Here is a 17932-nt window from a genome sequence, read left to right as displayed (position 1 = left end):
GGACTTTTGTACTTCCTGTTTCGATTTAGTTGGCAATTTTAGGTAGCAAACATGCAGACCCCGCACATTCTTATCGTCGAAGACGAATTAGTAACACGCAACACGCTTAAAAGCATTTTTGAAGCGGAAGGCTATGATGTTTTTGAAGCGACCGATGGCGCAGAGATGCATCAAATCCTTGCCGATAATGACATCAACCTCGTCATTATGGACATCAACCTGCCGGGTAAAAACGGCCTGCTGCTGGCGCGTGAATTGCGCGAGCAGGCTAACGTGGCGCTGATGTTCCTGACGGGCCGTGACAACGAAGTAGACAAGATTCTCGGTCTTGAAATCGGTGCGGATGACTACATCACCAAACCTTTCAACCCGCGTGAACTGACTATTCGTGCACGTAACCTGCTGTCCCGCACCATGAATTTAGGGGCCATCAGCGAAGAACGTCGTTCCGTTGAAAGTTACAAATTCAACGGCTGGGAGCTGGACATCAACAGCCGCTCTCTGGTTAGCCCGAACGGTGAACAGTATAAGCTGCCGCGCAGTGAATTCCGTGCGATGCTGCACTTCTGTGAAAACCCGGGCAAAATTCAGTCTCGTGCCGAGCTGCTGAAAAAAATGACCGGTCGCGAGCTGAAGCCGCATGACCGTACCGTCGATGTGACCATTCGCCGCATTCGTAAACATTTCGAATCCACGCCGGATACGCCTGAAATTATCGCCACCATCCACGGCGAAGGCTACCGTTTCTGCGGCGATCTGCAGGAATAAGCGGTTAGAAATAACGATAAGGGCTGACATCTGTCAGCCCTTTTTTATGCCTGTCTTTCAGCGGGAAATGCGTTCATTCCAGTCCCGGGTAAAGACCACGTCCCCATTGTGTTGAACCGTCATCTTTCCACTGACGATAAAATGCGTCAGGTCACTGCGCATCTCCAGCACAATATCTGTGTCCGTCCACCAGCCTTCCCGGCCGATTTTCATGTTCTGAGTCAGCAGGTAATGCGCCGAGAGAGGATCGCTGTTTTGCACCGTCAGCTGACGCCTAAGGCTATGGTCGACGGTGGTATTGATATCATCAAACCGATACACGCCCTCGCCAAAAACACCGCCCACGCCCTGAGTGATGCTCTGCCAGCTGTCTTTCACCACGTCATAGCGCAGTTCGCGATCGACCCGTCCTGGAGAGAGGATTGTCAGCGGCGTATTGGCTGCCGTTTCAGGATGCGGATTCGGGCCAGCAATCGGCTTCACTTCCCGGCAAACCGGCAATTGCAGCTGAGCGCTGGCCAGATCAACACTAAGCGTCGCATTTTCAGCCATCGGCCAGATCATCGGCCAGAAGGTAGTCGCGAGAGAAACCCGTAGCCGGTGCCCGGCAGCAAAGCGCCAGGCGATGCCGTCCAGCTGCACGGTAACATTGACCTTTTCGCCCGGCACCAGCGCCACTTTCTGCTCCTGACCCTGCAAATGACTCAGATTCACCCAGCCGTGGCTGACGCGGGTTGATGCTCCGTCAGGTGTAATGTCTGACAGGCGGACATACAGCATGGCCGCAGGTTTATCGCTGGAAAGCGTGATATCAAACTGCGGGAAACCGTAAATCGCCAGGCTTTCGCTCAGCGGGGCGCTGTCGAAACTTTCAGCCAGTCCGTCATCCATTCGCTGATCGCTCGGGCTTTCCCCCAGCACACCCGCGCCCATCCACTCTCCGGCGAACAACCCGTGATTCTGCACGCTACGGATGTCCTGCCGGTATTCATCGACTAAAGGTGATGTCTCCAGTCGGCCAGGCTGCAGATGCCAGCGCTGAGGGAAGGTTTCAGCGTCGGTATCGTTCTCAATGGCAATCCACTCCCCAAAGGCCTGTGGCCGCTGCGAATCAGGTCGCTGGCTGTCGTTGAGCCAGGCCTGGACGCGCGGGCCATCCAGCACGTCTTTATCAATTTGCTTCAGCCAGCGGTCCCACCAGCTCACAGCCTCCTGCAGAAAACCGATGGCCGGCGTAGGCGAGCCATCCTGAGGATAAATATGCGCCCACGGGCCGAGGATCGCCTTACGCGGGACGTTAAGATTATCCATCAGGCGGAAAACCGCGTTGCTGTAGGAATCCGCCCAGCCGCCCACCGCCATCACCGGGCAGGTAATGGCCTGCCAGTCTTCCCCCACAGAGCCGTGCTTCCAGTAATCATCTTTCAGCGGATGTTCCATCCACAGCGCCGGGAAGAAAGGCATATTTTCAAGGCGATTCAGCCAGGCCTGATACCAGCCCTCCCCGACCAGCTCCGGATCCTGCGGGCGGCTTTGGTAGGCCAGCATAATGCCGCCCCACCACAAATTGTCATTCAGCAGGCAGCCGCCTTTGTAGTGGATATCGTCGTTGTAACGATCGTCCGTCGAGCAAACGGTGATAATGGCTTTCAGTGCCGGAGGACGGCGAGCCGCCAGCTGCAGGCAATTAAAGCCACCCCAGGATTTACCCATCATGCCCACGGCGCCGTTGCACCAGCCCTGACGGCTGATCCAGTCGATCACCTCCAGCGCATCCTCTTGCTCCTGCAAAAGATATTCATCGGCCATCAGCCCATCAGAATCACCGCTACCGCGCATGTCTACCCGCAGCACCGCATAGCCATTCCCGGCAAAATAGCCGTGCATCGGCTCATCCCGGGTACGGGTTCCGTCGCGCTTGCGGTAGGGAATGTACTCCAGAATAGCGGGCACCGGCTGCTGCGAAGCCGACAAAGGTAGCCACATACGCGCGGCCAGCCGAGTTCCGTCTTTCAAAACAATCCACAAATGTTCCGTCACGCTCACGCTGTGAGGGAATTGCGTAATAAGAGTTTTCATGAAGCTCCTGCCATCGCATTTAACTGACGCTGACCCAGCACCTCATCCAACCAGGAAGGGCGCATTTCCGGCACGGAAGTCAGCAGTTTTTCGGTGTAACTGTGCATTGGTGCGTTGAATACCTGCGCGGTTGGGCCCTGTGCGACGACGTTGCCCTGATACATCACGGCAACCTGCTGAGCAATGCGTTTTACCGTGCTCAGGTCGTGGGTGATAAACAGATAAGACAGCCCCAGCTGTTCCTGCAGGTTTCTCAGCAATTTCAACACTTCTTCCGCCACCAGCGGGTCAAGGGCGGAGGTTGCTTCATCGCAGATGATAAGATCGGGCTTCGCGGCCAGCGCTCGCGCAATACACACGCGCTGCTTCTGCCCCCCGGAAAGCGAGCCAGGATAGCGATCAATCAGATAATCAGGGAGTTCAGTCAGTTTCAGGAGTTCCAGAACCCGCGCGCGAACCTGCTGTTTATCAAGGCCAAAATAGAACGCTACCGGGCGGCCAATCGCCTCCAGCACGGTTTGCCTTGGGTTAAGCGCCACATCGGGCAACTGATAGATCATCTGGATACGGCGCAGCGTCTCTTTATCACGCTGCTGGTAACGGTTAGCCAGCAACTTGTCAGCAAAGGTAACGCTGCCTTTCGTGTCAGTCAGCAGGCCGCAGAGCGCCCGGGCCAGCGTACTCTTCCCGCTCCCGGACTCGCCGATAATGGCCATCGTTTCTCCTTTGGCAATGCTGAGGGAAACGTTGTGGACGACCGTTTTACCGTTGTAGCCCGTCGAGAGATTATTCAGCGCCAGAAGCTGCCCTTCAGGTTTACTTTCGGCATGCACCGGCGTTAAAGCGTGGGCGCGTTCGGACACCAGCCGCTGCGTGTAGCTTTCAGTTGGATTCTGCAGAATATCGGCGGTGCTGCCGCATTCCACTTCGCTCCCCTGACGCAGCACCATAATGCGGTCGGCAATCTGTGCGACAACGGCCAGATCGTGGGTGATATATAGCGCGGCGGTATTAAACTCTCTGACCAGTTTGCGCAGCATCACCAGCACTTCGATTTGCGTCGTTACATCCAGCGCGGTGGTCGGTTCATCCAGGACCAGGACATCCGGCTTGCAGGACATCGCCATCGCCGCCATCGCTCTCTGCAGCTGCCCGCCCGAGAGCTGATGTGGATAGCGCTGGCCGATAGTTTCAGGCTCCGGGAGATCAAGCGCTTTAAACAGCGTCACGGCCCAGTCCTGGGCTTCTTCCGGGCTCATCAGGCCATGGCGAAGCGGCCCTTCACAAACCTGCTTGCCGATGGTCAGCGCCGGGTTGAACGCGGCGGCGGCGCTCTGCGCCACATAGGCCACACGCTTACCGCGAAACTCACGTTTCTCTTTGCTGGATAGCGCCACAATATTTTGCCCGGCCACCAGCACTTCACCTCCCGCAATCCGGCAGCCAGGTCGGGCATAGCCCAGGGCCGCAAGACCGATAGTTGATTTCCCCGCGCCGGACTCGCCAATCAGCCCCAGAACTTCACCAGGCATCAGGCTGAGAGAGACGCCTTTCACCAGCGGCAGCCCCTGCTCGGTTTCAATGCGTAAATCACGCATCTGTAAAATCGGTTGTGTCATCCCTCTTCTCCCAGCGAAAGGTTGTTACGCACCAGCAGCCAGTCGACCACCAGGTTGACGCCGATCGTCAGCAGGGCAATCGCCGCAGCGGGGTACAGCGGAGCAAACTGGCCAAAATTGATGGCCTGCGCGTTGTCACGCACCATGCTGCCCCAGTCCGCCCACGGTGGCTGAATGCCCAGCCCAAGGAAACTCAACCCGGCAATAAACAGGAAGGTAAAGCAGAAGCGCATGCCGAATTCCGCCAGCAGAGGCGGCATTGCGTTAGGCAGAAACTCTTTACGGACGATCCACCACAGCCCTTCCCCACGCAGGCGCGCCGCCTCAACATATTCAAGGCAAACGATCCCCTGCGCGACCAGACGAGCAAGACGGAAAACGCGAGTCGCGTCTAACAGCGCAATGGTTCCGACCAGCACCGGAATAGAGGTCCCCAGCACGGACAGGACGATCAGGGCCAGGATCAGCACCGGGATCGACATCAGCGTATCGACGATGCGGGTGAGCACGACGTCCACCCAGCGCCCGTAAATCGCGGCGGTGAAACCGGTAATAATGCCCACCACAAATGAAATAGCGGTGATCGCCAGCGCAATCGCAATGGTGGTTCGGGCGCCAAACAGAATACGCGACAGCATGTCACGCCCCAGACTGTCGGTGCCGAACGGCATTGAACTCGACGGCAGCATCCAGATGTCACCCACCTGAGCCGTTTCGCTGTGCGGCGCCAGCCAGGGCGCAAAAAGCGCGGCAATCAAATTGACGGCGATGATGGTCAAACCCAATATTGCCGACAGCGGCACCGTGCGAATTTTGATATTTTTCATGGCCTACCTCGCATGCCGCAGTCGTGGGTTGCACCAAATGGCCAGCAGATCTGCCGCCGTGTTCAGCAGGATATAAGTCCCGCCAAAAAGCAGCCCGCAGGCCTGCACCACCGGCAAATCTCGTTTTGTCACCGCATCCACCATCAGTTGCCCGATGCCCGGATAAACAAAGACCACCTCAACCAGGATGACGCCCACCACCAGATAGGCCAGGTTAAAAGCAATCACGTTGATGATTGGCGCCAGCGCGTTGGGCAGCGCGTGGCTGAGCACAATGCGCCAGCGGGAAAGCCCTTTTAGCAGCGCCGTTTCGATGTAGCTGCTGGACATCACCGCGCCGACTGAAGCGCGCGTCATGCGCAGCATGTGCGCCAGCACCACCAGCACCAGCGTCAGCATCGGCAACGTACAGGCATAAAGCCTGTCGAGAAGGCCGGCATCCGGGTCGACCAGCGCAAGGCTGGGGAACCAGGCCAGACGAATCGCGAAGAAGATCACCAGCACGTAGCCGACAAAAAACTCCGGCACCGAAATGCTCATCAGCGTCAGCGTGTTCGCCAGGCGGTCAAACCAGGAACCGCGCCACACCGCAGAGGCAATCCCCAATACGATCGCCAACGGAATCGCGATCAGCGCGGCATACAGCGCAAGAAACAGCGTGTTCGCCAGGCGAGGCAGCAGCTCGGCGCCAATAGGCTGGTTGTTGGCAAGCGAAGTGCCTAAATCACCGTGCAAGACGCCGGACAGCCAATGCAGATAGCGATAAACCGCCGGCTGATCCAGCCCAAGCTGTAGACGCAGCGCGGCGATGGTTTCCGGCGTGCCGTTTTGGCCGAGGATGGCGCTCGCCACATCGCCGGGCAACAGCTCGGTGCCGACGAAGATCAGAACCGAAACCAGCCACAGCGTCAGCACGCCCAGCAATAAACGATGAAGGATCTGTTTTTTCATTAGGACTCCAGCCAGACGCGCTCAGCCAGGCGGCCACCCATAAAGTTGAAGAGCGGATGAGGTTTCACACCGCCGACTTTTTTGCTGGTGGCGTCCAGATAGTCGCCAAACAGCGGGATCATCGCGCCGCCGTCATCCCGGGCAATGCTTTGCAGCTCACCGTAGATCTCTGCCCGCTTTTGGTCATCAAGCAGCGATCGCGCCTGAATCAGCAGGCTGTCGAATTGGTCATTCTTCCAGTGGGTATCGTTCCATTTGGCGGTGGACTGCCAGGCGGTGGAGAACATCTGATCCGCCGTTGGACGCCCGCCCCAGTAGCCCATGCTAAACGGCGCTTTCATCCAGACGTCATCCCAGTAGCTGTCTGCCGGCTGGCGTTTGATGCTGACCTGAATTCCCGCTGCTGCGGCTTCCCCCTGGAACAATGCGGCGGCATCCAACGCCCCGGCAAAGGCAGCATCAGAGGACGACAGCTCAAGCGGCAGCGCGCTTAGCCCGGCTTTTTTCAGGAAGAACTTAGCCTTGTCAGGATCGTAGGCGCGCTGTTCCAGGCTTTTATTGAAGAAGCGATCGGTTTTCGGGATCGGATGATCGTTGCCCAGTGTGCCGTAACCCCGCAGCACGGTGGCCAGTAATTTCTCGCGATCGATACCGTATTTAATCGCCGTCCGAACGTCATTGTTGTTGAACGGTGCTACGCGGCAGTCCATCAGGAAGGTGAAATGCTGCCCGCCGGCCGCCCGCACGATGTTCAGCGCCGGGCTGCGCTTCAGGAAATCGACGGTTTTAAAGTCCACGCGGTTGATGGCGTGTACCTGGCCCGAAATAAGGGCGTTGGTACGCGCGGTCGCATCGTTAATCACCAGCACTTCAACAGCGTCCACAAACGCGCGGTTTGGCTTCCAGTAATTCGGATTACGTTTGAAGTAGGAGCGCACGCCCGGCTGGTACTGATCAAAGACGAAGCCGCCGGTGCCAATCGGGTGTTTCCAGTCGGTAAAACCGTCCGGCACCACAACGAGATGGTAGTCCGCCAGCAGGAACGGCAAGTCGGCGTTGCCGCTATCCAGCGTCAGGGTAATTTCGTTCTCACCACTTTTCTTCAGATCTTTGATGGCCGCCAGCTGCGTTTTAATCGCGCTACGAGACTGGTCGCCACGGTGGAGGTTAATCGAGTAAAGGATGTCTTCCACGGTAAGCGCCTTGCCGTTGTGGAAGGTCACGCCCTGGCGCACTTTAAAGGTCCACTCCTGCGCGCCCGGCTTCGCTTCCCAGCTTTCCAGTAGCTCCGGCGTGGCCTGGTTATTCTCATCAATTTCCACCAGGCCGTTCATCAGCATATACGCCTGGTTAAGCGGCACCCAGTCGCTAAAGAGCGTAGGATCCAGAGAATCGCTAGTATTGCCGCCCGACATGCCCAGCTTCAGCACGCCCCCTTTTTTAGGCGTCGCTTCGGCAGCAAAACCCGCCAGCGGCGACAGCGATAACGCACTGCCCATACCAATCAGCGCCGCCGTATTGATAAATGAACGGCGGCTCATGCTCACGCCTTGCAGGTATTTTTTTTCGTCTGTACGATCGTCTTTCATTTATTTTTCTCCGTTATTATTTGTTTGTCTGACCACCGGCCAGATGCCATAGCACATCTATTTATGATTTATATCAAAACAGCTAAACACTGAGGCATGAGTTTTTCGTATCAGACTATGAAAAAAATGCACGGCAGACCCACGGCAAAAAAGATAATTTCCCGTTCACGGAGTCGCATCAGGAAAGAAAAAGTGGAACTGCATACCCTTGTAGGTTTAATTGGCGTGTTTTGTTACCTGCTGGCATACGCCCTGGTCCAAATGCGAAGGTTATCAATAGATTCAAATTGTTATGCCTGTCTTAACATCGCAGGCTGCGTGGGCGGGCTGTATTCTCTCAGCCATGATTTTAATTTAGCGTCGGTAATATCGCAGTCGATGTGGCTGGTTTTCACACTTGTAGGTATGCATACTTCTTATCGTCGACGCGCAGAGATGAAAAATAAAATAGTGCCTTTGGATTTAGAGACGATAAATAAACCAAAGGATTAAATGTGATTCATCACTTATTTCCCGTCGCATTATATAAGAAAACGTTATGGCTAATAAAATAAGCAGATAATTTATTGATGACCCAAATACTAAAATAATCGTCTTTTGTGATTTACATCTATTTTCTGCTTATTCCGCCAAAGGTTGGCGCTGCAGCCAGCTCATCACATGGCGAACAACCGGCTTCATGTAGCGATCCTGGGGGATAAGCAGGAAACATTTACTGGCGGCGGCCAGCTTGCCAGAGTGCGCCGCGACAAGTTCGCCCCGGTTAAGATAATCCTGCACCAGCCCTTCCCAGCCGAGTAATATCCCGTCGCCGCGCACCGCCGTCTCCACCAAAAACGGATAGTTATTGGCTCGCCAGGTTTGCCTTGGCACAAAGCTCAAAATATTTTGCGAAGCAAACCAGTCGTTCCACCCGGTCCACTCCCGCTGCGGATCGTCCTGAATCAGCAGCGTGTGCTGCAGCAGCGCTTCCGCCGGAGCGTCTGAACCAATGCGAGACAGAAAAGCCGGGGAGCACATGGGATAACAGACTTCATCGAAGAGCGGCGTGGCGTGAAAGCCGACAGGCACACTTCGCAAGTAAAAAATAGCCAGATCAAATTCCGATGAGCGCAGCTCTGAGAAGTTGTCGGTAATTTTCATGCGAATCTGCAAATCTGGCAGCTCACGATGCAGGGCAGAAAGCCGGGATGACAGCCACAGCGAACTCATGGCGCTGGTACAGGCGATAGTGACCTGCGGCAACCCGGTCCAGCCCATCACTTCTGCCGTAGCATGCGACAGGGCCGCCAGCTGCTGCCTGACCCGCTCGGCATAAGCTTCACCGCGTGGCGTGAGCAGCACTCGCCGCTGGGTACGAGTAAAGAGCTTGCAGCCGAGCATCTCCTCCAACTGCAGAATTTGCCGGCTGGTTGCGCTTTGCGTCAGGTTAAGTTCCTCCGCCGCACGCGAAATGTTGCCATAGCGGGCCACGCATTCGAAGGCGATAAGGGTATTCAGGGGCGGTAGAGGCTCGATCTGCATCAAAGAAGCCTTAGAAGGCAACGGCACGGTCATAACACACTAATAAGGAAGGCAAGAACTGACAAGCCTGATGCATTAGAAATACATCAGGCTTCTCATGCCGATCACGCGTGGAGGCATCCGTTCAGCGCCAGTAGCGTAGATTATTTATTCCACGGAATAATCGGCACCGCGCTGATGGCGTTCTTCGGCGATCCTTCAACAACGCGGTCAGAGTAGGCAAGGTAGGCCAGCGCATTGCGCTTCGCATCATAGAAACGCACCACCTGCAGCTTTTTAAACACCAGCGAAGTTCGCTTCTGGAACACCACATCGCCCTGCGCTTTGCCCGCTTTTATCTTATCGCTGAGCTCAACCGGGCCTACCTGCTGGCAGGAAATGGCCGCATCAGACGTGTCTTCAGCTAATCCGAGGCCACCCTTAATACCGCCGGTTTTTGCGCGGCTGATATAACAGGTCACATTCTTCACATCGGGATCGTCAAACGCTTCGACGACAATCTTGTGGTCAGGGCCAAAGACTTTAAACACGGTATCCACCGACCCGATCTGCTCCGCGCTCGCGCCGTAGCTTACGGCCAGAAGCGCACTGCAAAGTGCTAAAGCTTTATATTTCATATTGTTACCATTGTATAAAAATTACCCTACGGGACTATTCAACAATTGGACAAAAAACCGTTGAATATCACATTATTAGCAAAACCTGCCTCCATAATCGGCAAATTTGGCACAACTTGTTAAATAAAAACGCTGAATGCATAAACTACAAAAATGCTATTATCCGCTACCTTAGTAAACAGGCATTCGCTTGTATGGATGAGGATATTTTATGGATCAGGCTGGGATCATTCGCGATCTTCTTAGCTGGCTGGAGGGCCACCTCGACCAGCCTCTCGCCCTTGATAATGTGGCGGCAAAGGCAGGTTATTCCAAGTGGCATTTACAACGGATGTTTAAAGAGGTTACCGGGCACGCTATTGGTGCCTATATTCGCGCCCGCCGACTCTCCAAATCCGCCGTTGCGCTGCGCCTGACTGCGCGCCCTATTCTCGACATCGCGCTTCAGTACCGCTTTGACTCGCAGCAGACGTTTACCCGTGCGTTTAAAAAGCAGTTTGCTCAGACGCCGGCGCTCTACCGTCGTTCTCCTGACTGGAGCGCTTTCGGTATGCGCCCGCCGCTGCGTCTCGGCGAGTTTACGCCGCCGCAGGCCCACTTCATCACGATGCCGGAAACGCATCTGGTTGGGGTCACGCAAAGCTACAGCTGCACGCTGGAGCAAATCTCCGACTTCCGTAATGAGATGCGCATCCAGTTCTGGACGCAGTTCCTCGGGAACTCACCGACCATCCCGCGGGTGTTATACGGCCTACATGAGCCTCGCCCAAGCTCGGAAAAAGACGACGAACAGGAAGTCTTCTACACCACGGCGCTCACGCCTGAGCTGGCGAATGGTTTCCTACCGGACTCGCATCCGGTGGTGCTGGAAGGGGGGGATTATGTGCAGTTTAACTATGAAGGATTGGGCACCGGGCTGCAGGACTTTATCCTGACGGTTTATGGCACCTGCATGCCATCACTCAACCTGACGCGCCGTAAAGGTCAGGACATCGAACGTTTCTATCCTCAGGATGAAACGCGGGATCAGGATGTGCCGATGCATATCCGCTGTGAATACCTGATCCCGGTTCGCCGTTAACGCTGAATTTCATCCAGGGCAGGGGCATCAAGATGCGAGATGTCTCCTGCTGTTTCAACCACCCACCCAGACGCCAGCCACGGGCTGTGCTGATAATCCACGCGGGAAATCGAACAGTTGCGCAGACGCAGCCGACGTTCCGCCCACGCCGGTAAGCCAAGAATCGTACTCACCAGTCCGCCCAGCGCCATACCGTGACTCACCAGCAGCGGTCGGCTTCCGGCCGGCAGCTCCCGGCAGGCGTTCAGGGCTTCGTGCATGCGGTTACTCAGTTCCAGCATGCTTTCGCCTTCGGGAATACGCCCGTCCGGCGTACCGTCCACCAGACGACGCCGCCAGCCCTCTTCCTCTTCGGTCAGCGAGTCCATTTTGCGGCGTTCAAGAACGCCCATATTGAGCTCGCGCAGGCGGGCATCCAGGATAATCTCGCAGCCACAGGCTTCGGCGATGATCTCTGCGGTGCGGCGAGTACGGCCTAAATCGCTGCTGATGATGTGGGTGATGCCAAGGGCTCTGGCTCGTTCGGCCACTTGCCAGGCCTGACGTTCTCCATTTTCAGTCAGCGCGCTGTCTGACTGCCCCTGAATGCGGCGCTCAGCATTCCACTGCGTTTCGCCATGACGAACAAGGTATACCTGTAACATGCGTTTTTTCCGTTATACTCCGGTCACGAAATATCGAGAGTTCTGACTTATTATGAACCATGTCGTAGCTGCAACAACCAATCCCGCCAAAATTCAGGCGATTCTGCAGGCGTTTAGCGAGATTTATGGCGAAGGATCCTGCCATATTGAGCCCGTGGTCGTCGATAGTGGCGTGCCGGAACAGCCCAACGGCTGTCAGGAAACGCGAACTGGCGCACGATGCAGAGTAGCGAATGCTCGGGAGATCAGACCAGATGCCGACTTTTGGGTCGCTATTGAGGCCGGTATCGACGAAGGTAGCACCTTCAGTTGGGTGGTGATCGAGAACCGCCAGCAGCGCGGCGAAGCTCGTTCGGCGACCCTGCCGCTGCCAGACATCATTCTGCAGAAAGTCAGCGCAGGCAACGCTCTGGGGCCGGTGATGTCCGAGTATACGGGTATCAATGAGATTGGGCGTAAAGAGGGAGCGATTGGGGTGTTCACCGCCGGAAAGCTCACGCGGAGTAGCGTTTACTATCAGGCGGTGATTCTGGCGCTAAGTCCATTTCATAACGAAATTTACTGCCGGGAAAATATTTAGCGGTTTGAGCTGCCACCCTGCAGCAGCTCTTTTTCCAGCCACGCCCGTAGCTCCGTCGGCGCAGCTTTCAGGCTGTTAGAGCCGCGGGTGATGGTTGCAATCCCCGCGCCCAGTTCATTCTTCAGCTCACGCTGGCTAAGCTCACCGCGCAACAACTCTTCGATGATGCGTACTCGCGTGCCTAACGCCGTACGCTCATCCGGCGTCAACAGCAGCGTCAGCAGAGGCATGTGAAGCTCCTGCCCAAAAGCTTGCTGTAACAGCCCCACAAAGCGGAGCCACTCTTTATTACTTTGCTCGGCCTGTTCCGCCGAATACTGAGAGAGCTGAGTCATGTCAGGCCACCATACTCTTTAACTAGTACGGCAGCATAACATACTCTCCGCGCAATCAGTAACGCCGCTGCCACTCGCTGTCAGACAGAATCTTGTCCGGCTGCCCCATGAAATAGCGGTAATAGGCATCGTAGGCCAGCACGTTTTTCACATATCCACGCGTCTCAGAGAACGGAATGCTTTCCACAAATGCGATGGCGTCAATCCGCCCTGCGCTGTTACCCAGCCAGGTCCGCACGCGCCCCGGCCCTGCGTTATAGGCGGCGGAAGCAAATATACGGTTGTTCTCAAACTGCTGGAACACATACTGCAGGTAGCTGGTACCGATATTGATGTTGGTGTCAGGATCCAGAAGCTGCACCGGGCTGCTGTAGCCTGGAATGCTGAACATCTTCACCGTATGGGTGGCGGTGCCCGGCATGATCTGCATCAGGCCACTTGCCCCCACAGGGGAACGCACTTTCGGGTTCCAGGCACTTTCCTGGCGGGCAATCGCCATGGCATAACTTTGTGGCACAGTTTTGCCGCTAACGTAGCGGGCAAAGGTGCCTTTATAAGCCAGCGGGAAGCGCTCTTCGAGGTTATCCCACAGCTTGCCGGCAATAGTTGCCTGCACGCTAAGATCCCACCAGTCTTGCTCAAAAGCATAGCGCGCCAGCCCGGCCTGCTCCTGCTTGCTGCGGCTGGTGACCAGGTTTGCCCATTCGCTCCGCGCGGTGTTGTCCATATTCCAGTACATCAGCTCGCGGACACGGGCCATTTCAGGCCCCTGCACCAGCACCGGATTCACGGGTTCAGCTTTATCCACGCGCAGTGGGTATTCTTCTCCAAGCCGCTGTGCGGCAACCATCGGGTAGAAGCCGCGCTGCTGCATCAGGGCACGCAGGATCCCTTTCGCTTCGTCTTCACGCCCCCGCTCCAGCAGTAAATCAGCCTGCCAGTAGCGCCATTCGTCTTTCTCTTTGGCTTCCATTGGCAAACGCGCCAGCCAGGTATTGAGTCCTGTGCGATCGCCCGCACCCAGCGCCATGCGCACGCGCCGCTCAATCAACGAGGTGGACTGGGAGCGCATAATGGCGTCATCCCGCCAGCGAGCCTGTTCATCCGTTACGTCGGTGCCCATCAATCGCCAGGCCACAACGTCACGCAATTCCTGCACCTGCTCCTCGGTCAATTTCTGTGCCTGAGCCAGGGACGGGATCATCAGGCGAGCATTCTCTACATCCTGACGGGCAACGCTTGCAAAGGCGATAGCGGCCGCCTGGCGAGTGAAGTCCGTCGCCCCCACCGTATTGGCGAAAGTCAGCACCGTGCTGGGATTATTTTGCAAGCTGACCAGGGCGCTAGAGATGGTCTGATATTCCGTCGGCATCTGGTTCGCCAGCGCGTTCACCAGTGAGGTATTCCCCTCTTTCATCGCCAGACGAATTCGCTCGAGGTAAGCCAGAGGATCCTGCGTGCCGGAAGCTCGCCACGCCGAAAACAGCGCATCACAGCTTGATGGCTGGTTCTTTCCCGTCAGCCAAAGTTCTTTCGCACCGGCCCAGGCGGCATCCGCTTGCCCGGTATTCCATTTGGCAAAGTAGTAATTACATTTTGCTTCGTTAGTGGCAGGCGGCTCGGGGCTAAAGGCCAGCAAACCTCGCCAGTCCTGACGCCTTGCCAGCTCGTTAACAAACCGGGAGCTTAAGGTACGCGCCGGAGGCAAAGTTGGGTTCGCCTGGATAAACTGAGCCACCGCGACGGTCGGCTCGTTCATCAGGTCATCGGTGAGCTGGCGGTATTCAAGATAAGGATAAAGAGGATAGGCCTGCAGCGTGGGCATGAGCTGCTGCACCACGTCCATTTGCTTGTTATCCCAGGCCTGTTTAATTTGCGCGTAGCGGTTTCGCTGCTCATCGAGAGAATCTGCACGTACCGCACCGTTTAACATCACCAGGCTAACGCCCGCGGCAAGCAACTGCCATACGACTTGTTTGGCTTTTACCACACCTTCTCCTCATTATTTTCCTGACGGCATCATGCCTGCGCTGCAATAAGCGAATGCATTCATGCTAACCAGGGGAGACGCAATACGCCACGTCCGGAAGGGATATTTTGGTCATGAAACGTATAAAGACGCCCTGCGCGGCAGAAGCACGATACCCCGCTGGGATTAGACCGTGAAAACCGCTACACTTCGCCTTTGTTAAGTACCATCTTACATCACGATAAAAGAGGCAAAGTCGCACTGTGGCTCAATTCGTTTATACCATGCATCGTGTCGGCAAAGTTGTCCCGCCGAAACGACATATTCTGAAAAATATTTCGCTCAGCTTCTTCCCTGGCGCCAAAATCGGCGTACTGGGTCTGAACGGTGCCGGTAAATCCACCCTGCTGCGCATCATGGCCGGCATCGATACCGATATCGAAGGCGAAGCCCGTCCACAGCCAGGCATCAAGATCGGCTATCTGCCGCAGGAACCTAAGCTGAACCCGGAACACACCGTACGTGAGTCCGTAGAAGAAGCGGTTTCCGAAGTGGTTAACGCGCTGAAAGGCCTGGATGAAGTCTACGCCAAATACGCCGAACCGGACGCGGACTTCGATAAGCTGGCCGCGCAGCAAGGCAAGTATGAAGAAATCATCCAGGCGCACGACGGTCATAACCTGAACGTGCAGCTGGAGCGCGCCGCCGATGCCCTGCGCCTGCCGGACTGGGATGCAAAAATCGAGAAGCTGTCCGGGGGTGAACGCCGCCGCGTTGCGCTTTGCCGCCTGCTGCTGGAAAAACCAGACATGCTGTTGCTCGACGAACCAACCAACCACCTGGATGCAGAATCCGTGGCATGGCTGGAACGCTTCCTGCACGACTTCGAGGGCACCGTGGTGGCGATCACCCACGACCGTTACTTCCTCGACAACGTCGCCGGCTGGATCCTCGAGCTTGACCGTGGGGAAGGTATTCCATGGGAAGGTAACTACTCCTCCTGGCTGGAGCAGAAAGATCAGCGCCTGGCGCAGGAAGCCTCAACGGAAGCGGCTCGCCGTAAATCCATTGAGAAAGAGCTGGAGTGGGTTCGTCAGGGCGCTAAAGGCCGTCAGTCTAAGGGCAAAGCCCGTCTGGCACGCTTCGAAGAGCTGAACAACACCGAATACCAGAAACGTAACGAAACCAACGAACTGTTTATTCCACCTGGCGCACGCCTGGGGGATAAAGTGGTGGAAGTTAACAACCTGCGTAAATCTTACGGCGACCGCCTGCTGATTGACGATCTGAGCTTCTCCGTACCGAAAGGCGCCATCGTCGGCATCATCGGTCCGAACGGCGCGGGTAAATCCACCCTGTTCCGCATGATGTCCGGTCAGGAACAGCCTGACAGCGGCTCTATCACCCTCGGCGAGACCGTGAAACTGGCTTCCGTTGATCAGTTCCGTGACGCCATGGATAACAGCAAAACCGTGTGGGAAGAAGTCTCCGGCGGCCAGGATATTATGCGTATCGGCAACACCGAGATGCCAAGCCGCGCCTACGTTGGCCGTTTTAACTTCAAAGGCGTCGACCAGGGCAAACGCGTGGGCGAGCTGTCCGGCGGTGAGCGCGGTCGTCTGCACCTGGCGAAGCTGCTGCAGGTTGGCGGTAACGTTCTGCTGCTCGATGAACCAACCAACGACCTGGATATCGAAACCCTGCGCGCGCTGGAAAACGCCCTGCTGGAGTTCCCGGGCTGCGCGATGGTTATCTCGCACGACCGCTGGTTCCTGGACCGCATCGCTACCCACATTCTGGATTACCAGGATGAAGGTAAAGTCGAATTCTTCGAAGGGAACTTCACCGAATACGAAGAGTACAAGAAGCGTACCCTCGGCTCAGATGCCCTGGAGCCAAAACGCATCAAGTACAAGCGCGTAACCAAGTAAATGCAAAAGGCACCTTCACGGTGCCTTTTTTATGGTGAGTTCACCCGTAGTACTTTTTCCCCTCACCCCAGCCCTCTCCCCAAAGGGGCGAGGGAGAAAAAACGACACATAATATTGTTTATTTCCCCTCCCTCTGGGAGAGGGGTAGGGTGCGGGCCAGCGTACGCTTTACCGCTGCTCACCCATCATTTCTTTCACCAGATCCACACAGCGCAGGAAGCGCGAGTCATAGTCGGACTCTTCGACGTGAATAAACTCAATATTGTTCTCTTTGAGCATCTCCACCAGCAGGTTCTGGAACGATTTTCTGTCCACATCGCTGCCGAGGCTGCGTAAACCGTCGGCCACCCACGGCGTATTATTTTCCAGCAGGATAACCAGATCAAAGCGGTACTCGTCGATCAGCGCCTGTACAAACGGGTGCTCGCGGCCTTCATACTTCTTGCAGAAGGCCTGAGTGGTTACAAAGTCGGTGTCGATAAACGCCACTTTATTGGCGTACTTCACCGCAAAATCGACGTACTGCGCATGGCCAATGGCAATTTTGTCGTAGTCGGAATATTGCAGCGCCATTTCGTCACCGCCCAGATGCGAGAAAACGTAATCCCGCCCGTATTCCCAGGCGCTGGTGGTATTGAAGATGTTGGCGAGTTTGTTCACCATCCACGACTTCCCGCTCGACTCGCCGCCAAGGATCGCCACCGTGCGCACGAAGAACGGTTTTACCTCGGTAGGAATGTATTCCCAGTAGCGGAACGGGTTTTCACGGATTTGCGTGCCGCTGATGTTCATAAAGGTTCGCTTTGGATCGACCACCACCGTTTCGATCCCGAGGTGTTCGGTAAACTTCGCGGCGTCCCCTTCTTCCGAGGTATAGATCCGGTCTGGCGAAATACCTTTGCTGTCCATAAACGCTTTAATCCCCCGGCTCCAGACGTCCCAGCCGTGGGGATAAGGCTCCATCCCCTCCTCGTTAAAGGAGTGAATGCGGATATTCTTCTGATATTTAAAAGTTTGCAGCAACCAGCGCAGGCGGTCACCGGTGGTTGGCTGCTGGGACATTGCGCTATCGTCAAACAGCGCGCGGTCACGGGGCTCATCATAGCCCATGATGATATGCAGCTCGTCCACCTGGCTACAGGCGCGCTGGATCAAGTAGATATGCCCGGTATGCAGCGGATAAAACTTACCGAACACCACGCCGACTTTCTTTTCGCGGCGCGGGAATTCCAGCCCAAGGAAGCGGTGCAGCGCCTCCAGTTTTTGCGCACTGGGGCTTTTGATTTTCGCGTTCAGTAACTGGCTCAGGTAGCCTTTAGTCATGCCGCTGGCATCCGCCACCTGCTGTAAAGTACAGCCCTGCTGACGAATAGCCGTTTTAATATAGTCGAATGACGACACGCGCTGCCTCCTGCCGG

16 protein-coding genes are annotated in these 17932 nt (G+C 56.0%); 5 read left to right on the top strand and 11 right to left on the bottom strand.

Annotated features, from left to right (window positions below):
- The first annotated feature begins 51 nt into the window (after nucleotides 1–51).
- Nucleotides 52–768 (top strand): two-component system response regulator ArcA, encoded by a 717-nt coding sequence (arcA, locus tag ACR6JA_RS08845; RefSeq protein ID WP_008461663.1) that lies wholly within the window; start codon nucleotides 52–54, stop codon nucleotides 766–768.
- Between the two features lie 57 nt (nucleotides 769–825).
- On the opposite strand, the gene ACR6JA_RS08840 is transcribed toward arcA, so the two are convergent.
- The 5 genes from ACR6JA_RS08840 to ACR6JA_RS08820 are packed head-to-tail and all read right to left on the bottom strand — an operon-like array spanning nucleotide 826 to nucleotide 7833.
- Entirely contained in the window at nucleotides 826–2847 is a 2022-nt protein-coding gene (locus ACR6JA_RS08840) for a CocE/NonD family hydrolase (protein WP_494493913.1), read from the bottom strand.
- A complete protein-coding gene (locus ACR6JA_RS08835; protein WP_494493912.1) occupies nucleotides 2844–4466 on the bottom strand; it encodes an ABC transporter ATP-binding protein in 1623 nt (540 codons plus the stop codon). The genes ACR6JA_RS08840 and ACR6JA_RS08835 overlap by 4 nt, the downstream gene beginning before the upstream one ends.
- The gene (locus ACR6JA_RS08830) at nucleotides 4463–5293 is read right to left on the bottom strand and encodes an ABC transporter permease (protein ID WP_008460123.1); all 831 of its coding nucleotides are present in this window, start codon (nucleotides 5291–5293) and stop codon (nucleotides 4463–4465) included. Before ACR6JA_RS08830 ends, ACR6JA_RS08835 begins: the two co-directional genes overlap by 4 nt.
- 3 nt (nucleotides 5294–5296) lie before the next feature.
- Nucleotides 5297–6244 carry an ABC transporter permease gene (locus ACR6JA_RS08825; RefSeq protein WP_494493911.1) on the bottom strand — a complete coding sequence of 316 codons (948 nt, stop codon included), beginning with the start codon at nucleotides 6242–6244 and terminating at the stop codon, nucleotides 5297–5299.
- Nucleotides 6244–7833, bottom strand: a complete 1590-nt coding sequence (locus ACR6JA_RS08820) for an ABC transporter substrate-binding protein (protein ID WP_213715089.1) — start codon at nucleotides 7831–7833, stop codon at nucleotides 6244–6246. The genes ACR6JA_RS08825 and ACR6JA_RS08820 overlap by 1 nt, the downstream gene beginning before the upstream one ends.
- 192 nt (nucleotides 7834–8025) lie before the next feature.
- Here ACR6JA_RS08820 and ACR6JA_RS08815 point away from each other — a divergent pair, with 192 nt between their 5' ends.
- The gene (locus tag ACR6JA_RS08815; protein ID WP_494493910.1) at nucleotides 8026–8325 is read left to right on the top strand and encodes a CBU_0592 family membrane protein; all 300 of its coding nucleotides are present in this window, start codon (nucleotides 8026–8028) and stop codon (nucleotides 8323–8325) included.
- Nucleotides 8326–8454: 129 nt separating this feature from the next.
- Here the strand turns inward: ACR6JA_RS08815 and ACR6JA_RS08810 are convergent, their stop codons facing one another.
- Both ACR6JA_RS08810 and creA read right to left on the bottom strand, forming a co-directional pair.
- Nucleotides 8455–9357, bottom strand: coding sequence for a LysR substrate-binding domain-containing protein (locus ACR6JA_RS08810; protein WP_494493909.1), 903 nt, complete (start codon nucleotides 9355–9357; stop codon nucleotides 8455–8457).
- 143 nt (nucleotides 9358–9500) lie between these two features.
- A complete protein-coding gene (creA, locus tag ACR6JA_RS08805) occupies nucleotides 9501–9974 on the bottom strand; it encodes a protein CreA (protein WP_039300271.1) in 474 nt (157 codons plus the stop codon).
- A gap of 211 nt (nucleotides 9975–10185) precedes the next feature.
- Here creA and robA point away from each other — a divergent pair, with 211 nt between their 5' ends.
- Nucleotides 10186–11055, top strand: coding sequence for an MDR efflux pump AcrAB transcriptional activator RobA (gene robA / locus ACR6JA_RS08800; protein ID WP_008460114.1), 870 nt, complete (start codon nucleotides 10186–10188; stop codon nucleotides 11053–11055).
- Here the strand turns inward: robA and gpmB are convergent.
- On the bottom strand, nucleotides 11052–11699 hold the full coding sequence (gene gpmB / locus ACR6JA_RS08795) for a 2,3-diphosphoglycerate-dependent phosphoglycerate mutase GpmB (RefSeq protein ID WP_039290109.1): 648 nt from the start codon (nucleotides 11697–11699) through the stop codon (nucleotides 11052–11054). The genes robA and gpmB overlap by 4 nt on opposite strands.
- Nucleotides 11700–11751: 52 nt before the next feature.
- Here gpmB and yjjX point away from each other — a divergent pair, with 52 nt between their 5' ends.
- Entirely contained in the window at nucleotides 11752–12279 is a 528-nt protein-coding gene (yjjX, locus tag ACR6JA_RS08790) for an inosine/xanthosine triphosphatase (RefSeq protein WP_494493908.1), read from the top strand.
- Here the strand turns inward: yjjX and trpR are convergent.
- Entirely contained in the window at nucleotides 12276–12614 is a 339-nt protein-coding gene (gene trpR / locus ACR6JA_RS08785; RefSeq protein ID WP_008460111.1) for a trp operon repressor, read from the bottom strand. The two genes, yjjX and trpR, sit on opposite strands and share 4 nt — an antisense overlap.
- Nucleotides 12615–12669: 55 nt before the next feature.
- Nucleotides 12670–14604, bottom strand: a complete 1935-nt coding sequence (gene sltY / locus ACR6JA_RS08780) for a murein transglycosylase (RefSeq protein ID WP_494493907.1) — start codon at nucleotides 14602–14604, stop codon at nucleotides 12670–12672.
- Nucleotides 14605–14846: 242 nt separating this feature from the next.
- Here sltY and ettA point away from each other — a divergent pair, with 242 nt between their 5' ends.
- Complete coding sequence (gene ettA, locus ACR6JA_RS08775; RefSeq protein ID WP_008460109.1) at nucleotides 14847–16514, top strand: energy-dependent translational throttle protein EttA; 1668 nt, start codon at nucleotides 14847–14849, stop codon at nucleotides 16512–16514.
- 168 nt (nucleotides 16515–16682) lie between these two features.
- On the opposite strand, the gene nadR is transcribed toward ettA, so the two are convergent.
- On the bottom strand, nucleotides 16683–17915 hold the full coding sequence (nadR, locus tag ACR6JA_RS08770; protein ID WP_008460108.1) for a multifunctional transcriptional regulator/nicotinamide-nucleotide adenylyltransferase/ribosylnicotinamide kinase NadR: 1233 nt from the start codon (nucleotides 17913–17915) through the stop codon (nucleotides 16683–16685).
- Nucleotides 17916–17932 lie beyond the last annotated feature (17 nt).

Source organism: Cedecea sp. B1(4) (assembly GCF_059414925.1).
The sequence above is the reverse complement of the archived record's forward strand: the minus strand, read 5'-3'. Positions and strand labels throughout refer to the sequence as shown.

What these genes read in the sequence shown, in the direction of transcription:
- gpmB (WP_039290109.1), bottom strand. Translation starts at nt 11,699, where the DNA reads ATGTTACAGGTATACCTTGTTCGTCATGGCGAAACGCAGTGGAATGCT.
- ACR6JA_RS08820 (WP_213715089.1), bottom strand. Translation starts at nt 7,833, where the DNA reads ATGAAAGACGATCGTACAGACGAAAAAAAATACCTGCAAGGCGTGAGC.
- trpR (WP_008460111.1), bottom strand. Translation starts at nt 12,614, where the DNA reads ATGACTCAGCTCTCTCAGTATTCGGCGGAACAGGCCGAGCAAAGTAAT.
- ACR6JA_RS08825 (WP_494493911.1), bottom strand. Translation starts at nt 6,244, where the DNA reads ATGAAAAAACAGATCCTTCATCGTTTATTGCTGGGCGTGCTGACGCTG.
- creA (WP_039300271.1), bottom strand. Translation starts at nt 9,974, where the DNA reads ATGAAATATAAAGCTTTAGCACTTTGCAGTGCGCTTCTGGCCGTAAGC.
- ACR6JA_RS08830 (WP_008460123.1), bottom strand. Translation starts at nt 5,293, where the DNA reads ATGAAAAATATCAAAATTCGCACGGTGCCGCTGTCGGCAATATTGGGT.
- yjjX (WP_494493908.1), top strand. Translation starts at nt 11,752, where the DNA reads ATGAACCATGTCGTAGCTGCAACAACCAATCCCGCCAAAATTCAGGCG.
- ACR6JA_RS08835 (WP_494493912.1), bottom strand. Translation starts at nt 4,466, where the DNA reads ATGACACAACCGATTTTACAGATGCGTGATTTACGCATTGAAACCGAG.
- ACR6JA_RS08840 (WP_494493913.1), bottom strand. Translation starts at nt 2,847, where the DNA reads ATGAAAACTCTTATTACGCAATTCCCTCACAGCGTGAGCGTGACGGAA.
- robA (WP_008460114.1), top strand. Translation starts at nt 10,186, where the DNA reads ATGGATCAGGCTGGGATCATTCGCGATCTTCTTAGCTGGCTGGAGGGC.
- arcA (WP_008461663.1), top strand. Translation starts at nt 52, where the DNA reads ATGCAGACCCCGCACATTCTTATCGTCGAAGACGAATTAGTAACACGC.
- ACR6JA_RS08810 (WP_494493909.1), bottom strand. Translation starts at nt 9,357, where the DNA reads ATGCAGATCGAGCCTCTACCGCCCCTGAATACCCTTATCGCCTTCGAA.